Annotated in this window: 14 protein-coding genes; 8 read left to right on the forward strand and 6 right to left on the reverse strand. The window is 46.4% G+C overall.

Annotation, left to right across the window (positions count from 1 at the left end; all coding sequences use genetic code 11):
• Window positions 1–150 precede the first annotated feature (150 nt).
• Window positions 151–1,359 (forward strand): integrase domain-containing protein, encoded by a 1,209-nt coding sequence (locus JKP81_RS22850; RefSeq protein ID WP_200553578.1) that lies wholly within the window; start codon window positions 151–153, stop codon window positions 1,357–1,359.
• Here JKP81_RS22850 and JKP81_RS22855 read toward each other — a convergent pair.
• The 4 genes from JKP81_RS22855 to JKP81_RS22870 all read right to left on the reverse strand — a co-directional run bounded on the left by JKP81_RS22855 (window position 1,356) and on the right by JKP81_RS22870 (window position 6,356).
• On the reverse strand, window positions 1,356–4,013 hold the full coding sequence (locus JKP81_RS22855) for a DEAD/DEAH box helicase (protein ID WP_017459910.1): 2,658 nt from the start codon (window positions 4,011–4,013) through the stop codon (window positions 1,356–1,358). The two genes, JKP81_RS22850 and JKP81_RS22855, sit on opposite strands and share 4 nt — an antisense overlap.
• An 18-nt stretch (window positions 4,014–4,031) precedes the next feature.
• Window positions 4,032–4,979, reverse strand: coding sequence for a DUF1837 domain-containing protein (locus tag JKP81_RS22860; protein WP_017459909.1), 948 nt, complete (start codon window positions 4,977–4,979; stop codon window positions 4,032–4,034).
• Window positions 4,980–5,351: 372 nt separating this feature from the next.
• On the reverse strand, window positions 5,352–5,555 hold the full coding sequence (locus JKP81_RS22865) for an ogr/Delta-like zinc finger family protein (protein WP_200553579.1): 204 nt from the start codon (window positions 5,553–5,555) through the stop codon (window positions 5,352–5,354).
• A gap of 3 nt (window positions 5,556–5,558) precedes the next feature.
• Entirely contained in the window at window positions 5,559–6,356 is a 798-nt protein-coding gene (locus JKP81_RS22870; protein WP_200553580.1) for a capsid protein, read from the reverse strand.
• Window positions 6,357–6,916: 560 nt separating this feature from the next.
• Between JKP81_RS22870 and JKP81_RS22875 the strand changes: the two genes are divergently transcribed.
• From JKP81_RS22875 to JKP81_RS22895, 5 genes are read left to right on the forward strand one after another with little or no spacing between them, the layout of a single operon-like run.
• On the forward strand, window positions 6,917–7,183 hold the full coding sequence (locus JKP81_RS22875) for an AlpA family transcriptional regulator (protein ID WP_017459906.1): 267 nt from the start codon (window positions 6,917–6,919) through the stop codon (window positions 7,181–7,183).
• Window positions 7,180–7,737, forward strand: a complete 558-nt coding sequence (locus JKP81_RS22880) for a host cell division inhibitor Icd-like protein (RefSeq protein WP_200553581.1) — start codon at window positions 7,180–7,182, stop codon at window positions 7,735–7,737. Before JKP81_RS22875 ends, JKP81_RS22880 begins: the two co-directional genes overlap by 4 nt.
• Window positions 7,734–7,961, forward strand: coding sequence for a hypothetical protein (locus JKP81_RS22885; RefSeq protein WP_020454813.1), 228 nt, complete (start codon window positions 7,734–7,736; stop codon window positions 7,959–7,961). The genes JKP81_RS22880 and JKP81_RS22885 overlap by 4 nt, the downstream gene beginning before the upstream one ends.
• The gene (locus tag JKP81_RS22890; RefSeq protein WP_200553582.1) at window positions 7,958–8,278 is read left to right on the forward strand and encodes a DUF5375 domain-containing protein; all 321 of its coding nucleotides are present in this window, start codon (window positions 7,958–7,960) and stop codon (window positions 8,276–8,278) included. Before JKP81_RS22885 ends, JKP81_RS22890 begins: the two co-directional genes overlap by 4 nt.
• Window positions 8,279–8,287: 9 nt before the next feature.
• A complete protein-coding gene (locus tag JKP81_RS22895; protein ID WP_200553583.1) occupies window positions 8,288–10,621 on the forward strand; it encodes a primase-helicase zinc-binding domain-containing protein in 2,334 nt (777 codons plus the stop codon).
• Window positions 10,622–11,005: 384 nt separating this feature from the next.
• Here the strand turns inward: JKP81_RS22895 and JKP81_RS22900 are convergent, their stop codons facing one another.
• The gene (locus JKP81_RS22900; RefSeq protein ID WP_020454816.1) at window positions 11,006–11,341 is read right to left on the reverse strand and encodes a hypothetical protein; all 336 of its coding nucleotides are present in this window, start codon (window positions 11,339–11,341) and stop codon (window positions 11,006–11,008) included.
• The gene (locus JKP81_RS22905) at window positions 11,338–11,919 is read right to left on the reverse strand and encodes a glycoside hydrolase family 19 protein (protein WP_200553584.1); all 582 of its coding nucleotides are present in this window, start codon (window positions 11,917–11,919) and stop codon (window positions 11,338–11,340) included. Before JKP81_RS22905 ends, JKP81_RS22900 begins: the two co-directional genes overlap by 4 nt.
• Before the next feature lie 134 nt (window positions 11,920–12,053).
• On the opposite strand from JKP81_RS22905, the gene JKP81_RS22910 reads away from it, so the two are divergent.
• Together JKP81_RS22910 and JKP81_RS22915 are read left to right on the forward strand one after the other, a co-directional pair.
• Entirely contained in the window at window positions 12,054–12,440 is a 387-nt protein-coding gene (locus tag JKP81_RS22910) for a hypothetical protein (protein ID WP_200553585.1), read from the forward strand.
• Window positions 12,441–12,702: 262 nt separating this feature from the next.
• Window positions 12,703–13,437, forward strand: a complete 735-nt coding sequence (locus JKP81_RS22915; RefSeq protein ID WP_200553586.1) for a type II toxin-antitoxin system death-on-curing family toxin — start codon at window positions 12,703–12,705, stop codon at window positions 13,435–13,437.
• The last annotated feature ends 499 nt before the right edge of the window (window positions 13,438–13,936 follow it).

Here is a 13,936-nt window from a genome sequence, read left to right on the forward strand (position 1 = left end):
AAAGCCCGCATGGCACAAGCCCTGCGGGCTTTTTTGTGTCTGTAATCGTCCGAGGTCATCCGGCTAAATCCAGAGAAAATTGGTACACGTTTAGGTACACGGTATACTGTGGTCCATTAAACGTGTACCAATTATGGAAGGGATCCAGACATGGCGCGCATCACACGCCCCCTCACTAACAACGAAATCCTCAAAGCTAAGCCCCGCGAAAAAGACTTCACGCTTCATGATGGTGATGGCCTATTCCTACTCGTCAAAACCTCTGGGAAAAAACTGTGGCGCTTCCGTTATCAACGACCTGGAAGCAGCAGCCGAACTAATCTAAGTCTCGGTTCATACCCTGCCCTTACGCTTGCAGCAGCTCGTCAAATACGCGACAAGCATTTAACTACACTCGCGCAAGGGATAGATCCTCAACAGCAACAGGAGCAAGCTTCAGAACAACGCCAGATTGAGTTGGACAGCATTTTCTCAACCGTGGCCGCTAACTGGTTCCAGATTAAAAGCAAGAGCGTCACAGAAGACTATGCGAAAGACATTTGGCGCTCTTTGGACAAAGACGTTTTCCCTGCTATCGGGGCTATACCTGTTCAGGAAATTAAAGCCAGAACAATTGTTGAAGCCCTGGAGCCAATCAAAGCACGTGGCGCGCTAGAGACGGTGCGCCGCTTGGTACAGCGCGTTAATGAGATAATGATTTATGCAGTTAATACCGGCCTGATCGATGCTAATCCGGCATCAGGTGTTGGTATGGCCTTTGAAAAACCGAAAAAGCAGAACATGCCAACATTGCGACCGGAAGAATTGCCGAAGCTCATGCGGTCTTTGGTTATGTCGAATCTATCTGTTCCGACTCGTTGCCTGATTGAATGGCAGCTCCTGACACTTGTTCGTCCATCAGAGGCTTCGGGCGCTAGATGGGCAGAGATCGATCTCGTTGCAAAACTCTGGACAATTCCAGCAGAGCGGATGAAGGCTAAGCGCGAGCACATTGTTCCTTTATCGCCTCAGGCATTAGAGATTCTAGAGGTGATGAAACCTATCAGCGCACATCGCGAGCATGTTTTCCCTAGCAGGAATGACCCAAAGCAACCAATGAATAGCCAAACTGCTAATGCTGCTCTAAAGAGAATTGGTTATGGTGGAAGACTTGTTGCACATGGCTTGCGTTCTATAGCCAGCACATGCATGAACGAAGCTGAGTTTAATTCAGATGTAATTGAAGCTGCTTTAGCGCATATTGATAAGAATGAGATACGTAGAGCTTATAATCGCTCCACTTATCTCCCACAAAGGCAAGAATTACTTGCCTGGTGGGGAAATCATATCGAAAAAGTCATCAAAAAAAGAGATAGCTAATTATTTTTTGTTCTTGAAGAACCAAAACCTGCCCTTTGCAAGTACTTCCGGTGTAATGGTGAAAGTTTTTCTAAATTGTACTGTGATAAAAACTGCTCTGTTGTTTGGCCATCTCTTATTCTTTCGTTTCTCAATAATTCAATTGCAGTGCTTCTATTTATTCCATAAGCCATCACTTCCAGAACTTGGGGATCATAGCTCCCCATTTCTAACATTGATGAAAGATTTAGAAAAAAAGCTTTTTCAGTACGTTCATTCTCGGACATAAAAGAACTTATAACATCCGACCATAGTGAAAGATACTTAACTAAAATAAATGTAAGATTAGTATTAATGTGTGTAGTTACAAAATTAGTAATACCATCAATTTTTTTATAGTCAACAGTTATATTCCTACTATTTAATTTAATCTTAACCATATTATCAATAAAATATCTATAATTCCTTCCCTGCATCCATTTGTGAGAGTCATTAATTAATTTGAAAATTGAAACATAATGCTTTGTCTTCCTGGTTATGCCATCTTCTTTAAAGTTGATTTCCGTTTCAATATTAAAAATATCATTCATGCGCACAATTATGCTTTTATATTGGTTATAGTAATTCATATCTTTGAAGTCTACATTAAAATCCGACGAACCAGATTTGGTTCCCGGATACCTGTCCATAAGCCAGTTATTAACACCTTCAGTCTCAACCAAAAAATATAGTTGATCAATCAATAAAGGATCAATAAATGGATTTTTATAAAGAATATCTTTTGGGATCTTTAAATCATCCTCTAAAGCCTCAAGCCTGTTAGTCATTACTCTAATTTGGTTCGTTGTCAGATTTGAGTTTTCTATTATTTTTTCATAATGCAATCTATCAACTAAAAATTGGCTTCTCAAATATGACGCTAAATTGATAGCCTTATAATCACCTTGATTATCTATTATATCATTACTATATATATCAATATAACTAACAACAGATTCGCCATGCTCATTCAGTTTTTTTAGAACTGCAGATTGTATTTCTTTTATTTCATTTGAATCAATTTTTCCCTCAGCCCATTCTTCATCAACTAGTTGTATGCAAAAAATCTCCCCATATAACGATGTATTAATCCTACCGGCTCGACCAATTAAATTTAGGAAATCAAAGTGAGATAACTCATAATCTCCAATTTTAGGTGAGATTACGATCATTCTATCTGCAGGAAGGTTAACCCCTTGTAATAAGGTAGAAGTACATACTAAGTTTTTTATTACCCCATCCGAAAAAAGATCCTCTACTTCAAGCCTGGCCACATCTAATAAACCACCATGATGAAAAGCAACACCTTTTTTTAAACTTCTTACAAGGGAATAGAGAGGATGAATTTCCCTCTCTAAAAAGGAACATAAATCCTCTATTCTTTCGTCATATATAAAATCAGACTCATTATCCTCAAGTTCTTCATCATCTGTTTTTGATATAGCTAATGCCCATCCTTCTGCCAAATTCTTTTTAGGAGCATATATTATATTTTGCTCTTTAGAGTCCAAAATTGAAGTTATATATCTTAGAGCTGTCCCTTTTGAAGAGGCGAGCTTGCTATATAAAGCCTTACCAATGTTGTATTCACCTAATACTGTTTCTCCAACAGGACTAATTAGTTTATAACTAACGCTTTTCTTTTGTTTATGAACTGTTAGAATTACTTTTAACTGTAAAACAGGTGTTGCTGAAGTTTTTTGTTCGACCAAATTAATATCAACAACTTTACCAAGTGATTCATGTAAATTATTTATATATGGCCCAGCCATGATAAATTGCGTTGACCTCCACAGACTAGTCATTCTATAAATAATATTCTCAAAAACATTACCTCTACTGTTGTCCTCAATGTTTTGTATTTCATCAAAGAAAACTATCTCAGGCTCCTTGTTATTTTTTTCATCCAATAACCTCATGCATCTTTCAGGCGTTAATACATATACAACCTTTAGTTTATCTTCTTCCAAGGGCTTGTAAGTTGTCATCACAATAGCAATATCTTTTAATTCTCGTGACATCTCGTTGCCAACTTGATTTATGAGTGCCTTGGAGGGAACAACATAAACAAAATAGCCATGATTACTTTTTAGTACATGCTCATAAATATATTTTTTGATTACAAATGACTTACCTGCAGAAGTGGGTGCAGATACGGCAACGTTTTCACCATTCTCTAGTTTATCCCATAAATCCCTTTGAAAATGCGTAAAATAAATTGGATTTTCACCTGGAATTTTCTTTTCAAGTAAATATTTTTGATTTACCAGTTCAAAATCTAGTGAGACGCTAAAATGCTTTAAAAAATTTTCTTCATCAAAGAGACCTGCCAGATGCTTCGCTGAAACTATATTACCTGCTCTAGATTGCAAGACATAACAGGCTTTTATATATAATTCATTGTTCATATCATACAAATAAAGTAGAGTACCAAAAGCACTTGCTATATTCTTATCATTTTCATTGCCTGACGAACCTAATGAAGCAAGCCAAGTAGCCCTCCTAATTGCTTCATCAGAAAGATCTATTTTTTGTCCTTCTCCTCGGTTCCTCAAGAAGAGATGTTCAATTAAGGAATTAAAAACCGTTGTAAAGTCTTTATGATTAATCGCTGTGGTCGCAGTGCTCTCACTCATATCCGCTCCTAAAAGATTTTAATTTTCTTTATAGTCTATTCCATGGATAGCCCTATACAACGATTTTTTAAACTCCCCCACATCTGTCATTGGTATTAAAAAGAAGTCCAAGAAACATGGTTTCACGTTTGGATATTTCGCTAATCTCTCATCAATCGCAGCTTTGATTGCCTTTTTTTTTGTGGTAAGCCATACATTAAAAAGATTTTCCGCTTCGGACTTATTAACTGCCTTCTCTTCAATTTTCTTTATTTCATTATCTTCAAAAACAAGTAAGACCGGATGAGTTTTAACACACTCAGAATAAATTTCATCTCCGGGAGTAAAAGCTCTATATATTAATTCCATAGTCTCAAAGTCAAAATTATTTGAAACATTAGTTCTAGCCATGAAAAGTTCATGCCCTAGAGCACCATTGGTATAGCTTCTAGTGAATCGATCAAGCGAATCGAATGCGCTGTCCAATGCGCCGCTAAAACTCTTATAAATCTTTGACTCACCAATTAATATTGATAAATTATTTCTATATACGCCAAAAAAAACACCATCACCACCTTTAACTTGATCATTTAAGTTACTTAAGCTAGTGATTTTATGTGAAACCATTGGTGTATTTAGTATAGCTTCTGACAGGATATAGAGAAGCAATTCACCGTATTTGCCATCCTTAACTGGGTTTGTGTCGCCGAAGAACTGAGCAGCCTTCCTAAAGGGAGTGACCCCCTCGGCCTTCATTTTACTTAAAGCCTCTTTATCAAATACGTAATGTTCAATTGCATCGGCCATCGAGTCAACTAAAGGCTGATGCTCTTGAATAACACCGCTGAAAGGGATGGTAAAGATCCTAGATACAATCTTGGCGTCAGTATCTGAGGGGTGATTTACCAATCTTGATTCAATCCAAGTATGTTTATTAACGATTAACTCTTTCCAGTCAATCAATTTGAGCTTTTCTACACTATCCATAGGTGAGCCATTCAATACTATTTCAGATTGGTCTTATTTTGAATCAAAATGACACAAGTCCATAGATGATCATTTAACCAGCCTTAATCAATGTTTAATTAAGTATCACTACATGGCGCGCAGTGCTTTCCCCGCCTCGCCTGCCCGCTTTGCAGGGCGGTTTAAATGCAGATACATGGCCGGGCTCAGGCCGTGCCAGGACTGGCGCTGACGGGGTTCCGGCTGGCAGAGAAATAAATGCAGTTAAATGCACCTGATGCATGCAGGGTATTTTTCGGAAGAATATCGGGATTTTTTTGCGTTTTTTCGGGGTACGGAGGGCGCAGCCGGTAACGCGTACCGGCGCACATAAATCAGGAGATTTTCGGGAAATTATTGTGGCTGAATATCTGCCCGTAAAACCGGGGTTTCCGGCATTGCCGGTTTGCGTATCACGCCGTCGAGCGTCTCGGTGGTGCGGAACGTGGCCGAGCATTCAATACTGGTGCACTGGTGATAACGCTGTTTGAGGTTTTCCGTCAGATAGCGGCTTGTTCGAGCGTGCGCGGGCTGTCTGCAGAACGGACAGTGAAACATGCCTCAGCCCTCCGCCTGCTTTCTCATTTCAGCCAGTCGAGTGGCGAGCAGTGTTCGCTTCACCGGGCTTTTATACAGCGCCATATCCACACCGGTCAGCGGCGGGCGGTACAGGCCAAGCAGTGAAAGTACCGGCTCCCTGTCCATATCGAAGGTGTAAAACCCGGCCTGAACGGAAACATGGCCGCCGAGCTCCTGAATCAGGGTATTGAGCGGGCGTTCCGCCTGCTGCATTTCCAGCGCGCGCAGACGCAGCGCGAATGCCCTGACCAGCGCCGGGCTGACGGTCTTCATGGCGTCCGCCCATTCGCTCTGAGCGTACAGGCCAAACGCTGTCCGGTGTTCTTCCACGTACTTTTCACCCGAGGCGCAGGCGGCCAGCATTGCGAGGGATTTATCGGTTTCCAGCTCCGCAATCAGGGCGGTGAACTCCTCCGCCAGCTCGCGACCGGCAATGCGTCTGCCGTGCTCGGCTTTCAGCTCCGGGGTCATTTCACCGCGCAGGGTACGGAAACGCTCGCGCCAGCTCTGTTCCGCTTCGGCACTTTCTGTCAGGGCGTTCTCACGCTCCTTTTCGCTGCGGGTGATGGCCGCGCCGATATCGTTCAGCTTCATCATATTGCCGGTGTGGGCGGCTTTTGCCTGAGTGAACGTCTCTACGGCACGATTTACAGCGGCGGCATTCTCTTCGCTGGCCTTTTTATTCATGGCATTGAGGGCGCTGTCGATAGCGGTGCGGGTTTTCGCGTCCTGGGTGCTGCCGAGGGTTTTCATGACGGCGGTAATCAGTTCAGTTTTCATGTCGGGGCTCGCTGTGTTATCAACCTGAGCGCATTCTGCAGCGCCCTGCACAACGATACGACTGATTGCAGTTGTGGCCGGGATGGCACAGAAACCCGCTGAAAAAAATGGCTCGCCAGAAAGAGGTCTCCGGAAACCCCTCTTTCTGTTTGTTTTTCTGTAATTAACTCTTCACTCTGTTCACTGAGAAATAAAAGAATAGATAATACAGTAAGTTAAATGGTGAACAGTTGAGAAATTAAGTGTTCACCGACTGTTCACTACTGTTCACCGCACTTCTATGTCACACATTTGCCGCTGTTATTTTTTTACTTTTTTCTTCCTGTTAATAACAGGGAATCAATAGGCAGAATAATATTTACCAGTATCATTTTTAACCTCCTGCCCACTATTCATCTATATTGCCCTATATTCATCATGTGCTCATTTTTTGAGCGACGCTGTGTTCATGTTTGGCTGGTTTTCCCCTGTTGCATTCTCCGTTTTTATTCACAAAATAGAGCGCTACCTGACGCCGGAAAGACACGACCGGCACTGTATGGACATTATGAGGTAGCCCGATGCACACCGCTTTTTCTTCCCCGTCTTCTGCCCCTGCCGCGCCGTTAATGCCGGTTTCCGACGTTATTCAGGAGCGCTTTTTACGTCTGCCGGAAGTGATGCATTTATGCGGTCTGTCCCGCTCTACCATTTACGACCTCATCAGCCGGGAGGCTTTCCCGAAACAAATCTCTCTCGGTGGAAAAAACGTGGCGTGGGCGCACAGTGAAATTACTGCCTGGATGAGTGACCGCATCGCGGCACGTAACCGGGGCTGTGATGCATGATGTTGTCCGGTCAGCAAAACGCCCCTTTTTCTGGCTTGCTTCCTGTCGGCGTTTCCAGGTATAGTTTTCCCGCTGCCGCAAAATCGGCAGCCGGAATTGGCGTTCCGAATGACTTCAAGGCGACACAACACGCGCCAGGCGTGTTTTTTTATGTCGTGGCTCAGACATACCCATTTTCCGGGCTGTGGTGTCCAATTTTGCACCATGGTTTCGTTCAGATAATGGCAGTCCGGGCGGGGCAGCCTTCGGGCTGGCCGGTACCCTTGAAGGCCGGTTACGCCAACCCCGTTCGGGCTGCCACCAGTGAAATTGGCGTTTCCGGTGGTAGTTTTTCACACTACTTCAAGGAGGCTGCCATCATGGCTACGATCCTCACCCTGTCTCACCCGCAATTTATCTTTATTTTCGCTGCCGTTCGTCGTTCCGGGCGTAAACCGCGTGTCTGTATGCTGCGCATTATTGCCGCCGATGAACGCACCGCCCGTCGCTCCCTCGTTCGCGAGTATGTCCTCTCGTTTGCCGGTCGCCTGCCGGTTGCGGAGGTGCGCGCATGAGCCACTCCATCCTCACCCTTGATGATCTCCGGTATCTTGAGCACCTGCGCAATATCGGCCATCTGGTAAGCGAGCTGGCTGCTGAACAGGACAATGTGACCCTCCGCCGCGATCCGGCTGAGCGTCTGCAACTCATTTCCCTGATTTACCTGATGACGGATCAGCTCGATGCGGTGATCGAACGCTGCAACCGTCGCTGGCTCGACGGGGAGGAGAAGGTATGAAACAGCCGTTACCGCCCGTCCTGCGCGCCGCGCTTTACCGCCGCGCCGTGGCCTGTGCCTGGCTGACCCTGTGTCAGCGCCAGCACCGTTACCCGCATCTCACCCTCGATGCGCTGGAATCCGCCATCGCCGCCGAGCTGGAAGGGTTTTATCTGCGCCAGCACGGCGAGGATAAAGGCCGTCAGATTGCCTGTGCGCTGCTGGAAGATTTAATGAATGCCGCACCGCTCAAAACCGCTCCGTCGCTCTCCTTTCTCGGCCTTACCGTGATGGAAGAGTTATGCGCCCGCCATATCACCGCGCCGGTCGTGCACTGAGGAAAAATAATGAAAATGAACGTAACGGAAACCGTGAAACAGGCATGCGGCCACTGGCCGCGCATTCTCCCGGCGCTGGGCGTAAAAGTGATGAAGAACCGGCATCAGCCCTGTCCGGTGTGCGGCGGCGCTGACCGCTTCCGCTTTGACGATAAAGAGGGGCGCGGGACGTGGTTCTGCAACCAGTGCGGCGCGGGCGACGGGCTGAGCCTGGTTGAAAAGGCGCTGGGCGTGACGGTCAACGAAGCCGCCGACCGGGTGAATGCCGTGACCAGCAGCCTGCCGCCGGTTGCCCCGGAGGTAATTGCTGCTGATACAACGGAAACCGAAGCCAGCCGCAGGGAGGCCGCCGCGCTGGCGGCAAGTCTGCTGGCGAAAAGCCGCTCAGCCACCGGTAACGCCTATCTGACCCGCAAGGGCTTTCCCGCTCTGGAATGCCTGACGCTGACAACCACGCACAAAACCGGCGGCGTGACCTACCGCGCCGGGGATGTGGTTGTCCCGCTGTATGACGATACCGGCGCGCTGGTTAACCTCCAGCTCATTAACGCTGACGGCGACAAGCGCACCCTGAAAGGCGGCCAGGTGAAAGGGGCATGCCACACCATCGAAGGACAGAAACAGGCAGGGAAACGTCTGTGGATAGCGGAAGGGTACGCCACGGCGCTGACCGTGCATCACCTGACAGGCGAAAGCGTGATGGTGGCGCTGTCGTCCGTCAACCTCCTTTCTCTGGCGAGCCTTGCCCGCAACCTGCATCCGGGCTGTCAGATTGTCCTCGCTGCCGACCGTGACCTGAATGGCGATGGCCAGACAAAAGCCGCTGCGGCCGCAGAGGCCTGTGCCGGTATGGTTGCCCTGCCGCCGGTGTTCGGTGACTGGAATGATGCGTTTACCCTGAATGGTGAGGACGCCACGCGCCGGGCGCTTTACGATGCCATTAAGCCGCCGGTCGCGAGCCCGTTTGACACCATGAGCGAGGCGGAATTTACCGCCATGAGTACCAGTGAAAAGGCGATGCGGGTGCATGAGCACTACGGTGAGGCGCTGGCCGTGGATGCGAACGGCCAGCTTCTTTCCCGCTATGAAGCCGGAGCCTGGAAAGTGATTTCCCCGGCTGACTTCTCCCGCGATGTGGCAGCACTCTTTCAGCGCCTGCGCGCGCCGTTCTCATCAGGGAAAATTGCGTCAGTGGTGGAAACGCTGAAACTGATTGTCCCGCAACAGGGCGCGCCGGCACGGCGGCTGATTGGTTTCCGTAACGGGGTGCTGGACACGAAAACTGGCACATTCAGCCCGCACCACAAATCCCACTGGCTGCGTACCCTGTGCGAAGTGGATTTCACCCCGCCGGTGGCGGGCGAAACACTGGAAACCCATGCCCCGCATTTCTGGCGCTGGCTCGACCGCGCTGCCGGTGGCCACGCCGACAAACGCGACGTGATACTCGCCGCGCTGTTTATGGTGCTGGCGAACCGCTATGACTGGCAGCTCTTTCTCGAAGTGACGGGGCCAGGCGGAAGCGGGAAAAGCATTCTGGCCGAAATTGCGACTATGCTCGCAGGCGAGGACAACGCCACCTCCGCGACCATCGAGACGCTGGAATCACCCCGCGAGCGTGCTGCGCTGATTGGTTTCTCGCTGATTCGTCTGCCTGACCAGGAGAAATGGAGCGGGGACGGTGCCGGGCTCAAGGCCATCACCGGCGGCGATGCCGTGTCGGTTGACCCGAAATACCGCGATGCCTATTCAACCCATATCCCGGCGGTAATTCTGGCCGTGAACAATAACCCGATGCGCTTCACTGACCGTAGCGGCGGCGTCTCCCGTCGCCGGGTTATCCTGCATTTCCCGGAACAGATTGCCCCGGAGGAGCGCGACCCGCATCTTAAGGACAAGATTGCCCGCGAGCTGGCGGTGATTGTGCGTCAGCTTATGCAGCGGTTCAGCGATCCGATGACCGCCCGCACGCTGCTCCAGTCGCAGCAGAACTCCGGCGAGGCACTGAGCATCAAGCGCGACGCCGACCCGGCTTTTGATTTTTGCGGCTATTTGCAGGAACGCCCGGAACCGGACGGCATGTACATGGGGAACGCCAATATTATTCCGCGTCAGCCTCGCCAGTATCTTTATCACGCCTATCTGGTGTACATGGAAGCACACGGCTATAAGAACACCCTGAGCCTGACGATGTTCGGCAAGGGATTGCCGACCATGCTCAAAGAGTACGGCCTGAACTATGACAGGCGGCGAACAAATCAGGGGATGCAGACTAACCTGACGCTGAAAGAAGAAAGCAACGGAGACTGGCTGCCGAAATGCGACGAGCCCGCAACGAAATAACCACCACAGACCGGCAATTGCCGGTCTTTTTCTATCTGACGCCCCCGGAGGTGAACAGTGTACTGTTCACTATTCACTGACTCATCACCACTCATAACACTGATAAATAATAAAAAAATGGTAAAGTGAACAGTGTGAACGGTAAACACAAAAAAAACTTTTTACACCCATCGGCCTAATGCTTGTTGGAAAGCGCGCTACAGAAAGAGAGCACTCTGCGCACAGAACATATCTGAGAATCCGATTGAAGAGCCCAGGACTGACTTTAAAGGGCTATTTTGGGCTTGGAGAGAAACTGGAATTTAAGCGAAATTTTGTTATTCAATTTATCGTAGGGAGCGGCAAAAATGCCGCCCCGATATATATGCGAAAATCAGAGTGATACTAAGGATTAGCATACTCTAAAATTTCTTCCCCCATGAGCGTACAATCATTGAGGAAGATGAATCTCATACGATACTTGCCTTTGTAGATATAACCCCAGGTCTGCAATACATCAAAATATTGCGATTTATTTTCCGGATTTTGCATCTTCGCTAATGCAGTTACATCTTTATCAACCTCAGCCCTGTCATCGTTGTCCCGATAAAAAGCCAGCAGTTTATTTGCTTCTGTTATTGCCTGAGCTTTACAAGTTAACTCAGACTGTTTCGCAGCAGCCAAAGACGGAAAAGTTATAGCACACAGTAATAATGTTAGAATGCCAGTTGATACTTTCATATTATTCCAAGCTCTCTCTTTGCTCTTATCAACGCCCCTTTCCTTTCTTCGAGACCGTTGTAGCCACCGTTCACGAGAAGGGTTACTTTATTTACGTCATCCCTGTCTGCTGCTGCATTTACATGCCTGAGATCCCAATAATAACAAGCTGCCTTAACGGCAACATATGGATTCCTTGCAACTATAGTGGGATCGGTTACGTAATCTTTATCAAACTGGCTTCCGAAATTCGTATAATTTTCTCTACCTGTCAGATGTAATAACCCACGACCTATAAATTTTGGACCATCACCTACTTCTGTATTACCTAAATTACGTCCTATCCGCGTTCCTGCATCATATTCTCTGCCACCATCTCTTGGAACTTCGGTTAATCTGGAAAAGTTGGCGGTTTCAACACAAGCTTGCGCTATAAAATGAGCGGCTCTTAATTCTGTATTTATTCCATAAACGGTAAACCATTGGTTCAAATGTGGTGCTATGGCATGGACATTGTAATGCTGTGAATTTAGCAGGCTTTCTATATGCCGGTAATGCCTGGCAATATTCCAAAGCATCTCTGCTGTAATATCAACCATTTGCCTTTTCCTTTTCTTATATCCCATGATCATTTTAACTACCGTGATTGAGCATTTGGCAGCCATTTTTTGCTTTCGTTTACAATCCAGGAAAATTCTTATCCTCTTATTTTTCAGCGTCGGGAGGAAGTAACATGCAACTGACAGATAACGATCAAGCAAACTGCATCACGGTTTGGCACGCCTTATCGGAACTTTTCACCGGTCGGGAACTCCAGGGCTATGACTATCGATGGATGGCTCAGGTATTAAAGGAGTCCGGGCTCAGCCGGGAAGCGATCTTTGTGATTCTGGATGAGGAAGTTGCCCCTGCCCTCCAGGCTAATCTTCTTTATAACCCAACGCCAGTGATGGATGGCTGGACAGAAGAAGATGTTAAGCGGCTCGTCACGGAGTACGTGAGCAGGAAGCCGACCATCATTGAGCGTGTTGTTCCAGCCAGCTTGTTGTTAAAACAGCATCGGAAACACATTCGGGATGAGATAAACAGGCTTACTGCCGAGCTGGATAAATGCACGTAAGAAATGAGCCCAAAAGTCTGTTAGGCGAAGCGATTGGTACACGTTTAGGTACACAATTGAAAGTTGAATTCACTAAAAACATTTTAATTCAATAAATTATCGAATTTATTCAGACTCCGCCAGCCCACCAATTAAAACAAGGGGTTACGTGAAAACGTAGCCCCTTTTCTTTGTCCATGTCCACTTTACGTCCACTCATCGTTTGATGAGAAGCAGTTAGTTTTGTTCTTGTAAAATTTCGATGGATTATAAAGGAACTAAAATGATTGAATATCATGAAGTTGTTAACATTCACGAATATTTAACTAAGCATTACGAGTATTCTGAAGACCCGATATCACCTCCAGGTGTTAAAAGTGTTGAGCTTCTTGAATCTGCTATTGCTCGCCCTTTCATGACGATAAATGGCAAGGACGCTTATGCGGAAACTTTAGATAAAGCTGCCGCGCTGTTTCATGGGATAATATCTAACCACACATTCTATAATGGCAACAAACGAACTGCATTGCTGGTAACTATGTGCTTCCTAGATAAAGGCGGGTACTGGCTCGATAAATGCTCCGATATCGACCTATACGATTTCACGCGCAAAACAGCAGCACATGAGATTGCAAAAGACCGGAAAGATGAGTTTAAAACTATCAAATCTTTCTTAAAAAAGAATTCTCGCAAACGAAAATTTGAAGATCAGCCTCTCAGTTTTCATAGCCTCTATCAGCATTTAACCAATGCTGGATATTCTATCGATGAAGATGGTGATTTGTATTCGATTCACAAAAATGGCAAGCGTTACACAAAAATTTTAAAGAAAGGTTCATCGGGAAAAGAACCTTACGATGCTCCTTATGTAAAATCTTTAAGACGAAAATTACTTCTTACTCCAACTCATGGATGGGATAGCATGAGGTTCTATCAGGTTTCTACTGGCTTGACCGAAAACATTGGAGAACTTGTGAAGTTACGTGGTGCTGTTTTAGATTGGCTCGCTAAAATTTAAAAACCATGAAACCCATTACCTATGGTAATGGGTTTTTTGTTGCTTGAAATGTTACCCCTTATAAAACTGAGAGTTAGCCTCACCTGCTAACATCAATGGTGACAAAATGGCGGCAGAGCAAAAACATCTCTTTTAGTCACGCTTCTCATAATCGCTTGGTCGCTGGTTCAAGTCCAGCAGGGGACACCAAATTTTAGCTTTAAAATCATATGATTAAGCCACCTCTCACGGTGGCTTTTTTGTTTTCAATTCAATGAGTGTCGCACGGGTTTTCGGACGACACGGCAAAAGGAACGCATAGATGGTTGTTATCAGGTAAAGCGTGCTAAAAAATGGATGGCCGATAAGTGCGGTAGGTAGCTGTAAATGAAATCCATTCGTGAATCGCCACGGGTTTAACAGACACCTCAGAGTCATTTAAGATGGCTTAAAGAGAGGTGCCCATGAGCGGTAAGCGTTATCCCGAAGAGTTTAAAACTGAAGCAGTCAAACAGGTTGT

Origin of the sequence: Kosakonia sp. LAM2021 (assembly GCF_016620385.1) — a bacterium.
GTDB lineage: Bacteria > Pseudomonadota > Gammaproteobacteria > Enterobacterales > Enterobacteriaceae > Kosakonia > Kosakonia sacchari.

What these genes read in the sequence shown, in the direction of transcription:
- JKP81_RS22850 (WP_200553578.1), top strand. Translation starts at nt 151, where the DNA reads ATGGCGCGCATCACACGCCCCCTCACTAACAACGAAATCCTCAAAGCT.
- JKP81_RS22855 (WP_017459910.1), bottom strand. Translation starts at nt 4,013, where the DNA reads ATGAGTGAGAGCACTGCGACCACAGCGATTAATCATAAAGACTTTACA.
- JKP81_RS22860 (WP_017459909.1), bottom strand. Translation starts at nt 4,979, where the DNA reads ATGGATAGTGTAGAAAAGCTCAAATTGATTGACTGGAAAGAGTTAATC.
- JKP81_RS22865 (WP_200553579.1), bottom strand. Translation starts at nt 5,555, where the DNA reads ATGTTTCACTGTCCGTTCTGCAGACAGCCCGCGCACGCTCGAACAAGC.
- JKP81_RS22870 (WP_200553580.1), bottom strand. Translation starts at nt 6,356, where the DNA reads ATGAAAACTGAACTGATTACCGCCGTCATGAAAACCCTCGGCAGCACC.
- JKP81_RS22875 (WP_017459906.1), top strand. Translation starts at nt 6,917, where the DNA reads ATGCACACCGCTTTTTCTTCCCCGTCTTCTGCCCCTGCCGCGCCGTTA.
- JKP81_RS22880 (WP_200553581.1), top strand. Translation starts at nt 7,180, where the DNA reads ATGATGTTGTCCGGTCAGCAAAACGCCCCTTTTTCTGGCTTGCTTCCT.
- JKP81_RS22885 (WP_020454813.1), top strand. Translation starts at nt 7,734, where the DNA reads ATGAGCCACTCCATCCTCACCCTTGATGATCTCCGGTATCTTGAGCAC.
- JKP81_RS22890 (WP_200553582.1), top strand. Translation starts at nt 7,958, where the DNA reads ATGAAACAGCCGTTACCGCCCGTCCTGCGCGCCGCGCTTTACCGCCGC.
- JKP81_RS22895 (WP_200553583.1), top strand. Translation starts at nt 8,288, where the DNA reads ATGAAAATGAACGTAACGGAAACCGTGAAACAGGCATGCGGCCACTGG.
- JKP81_RS22900 (WP_020454816.1), bottom strand. Translation starts at nt 11,341, where the DNA reads ATGAAAGTATCAACTGGCATTCTAACATTATTACTGTGTGCTATAACT.
- JKP81_RS22905 (WP_200553584.1), bottom strand. Translation starts at nt 11,919, where the DNA reads ATGGTTGATATTACAGCAGAGATGCTTTGGAATATTGCCAGGCATTAC.
- JKP81_RS22910 (WP_200553585.1), top strand. Translation starts at nt 12,054, where the DNA reads ATGCAACTGACAGATAACGATCAAGCAAACTGCATCACGGTTTGGCAC.
- JKP81_RS22915 (WP_200553586.1), top strand. Translation starts at nt 12,703, where the DNA reads ATGATTGAATATCATGAAGTTGTTAACATTCACGAATATTTAACTAAG.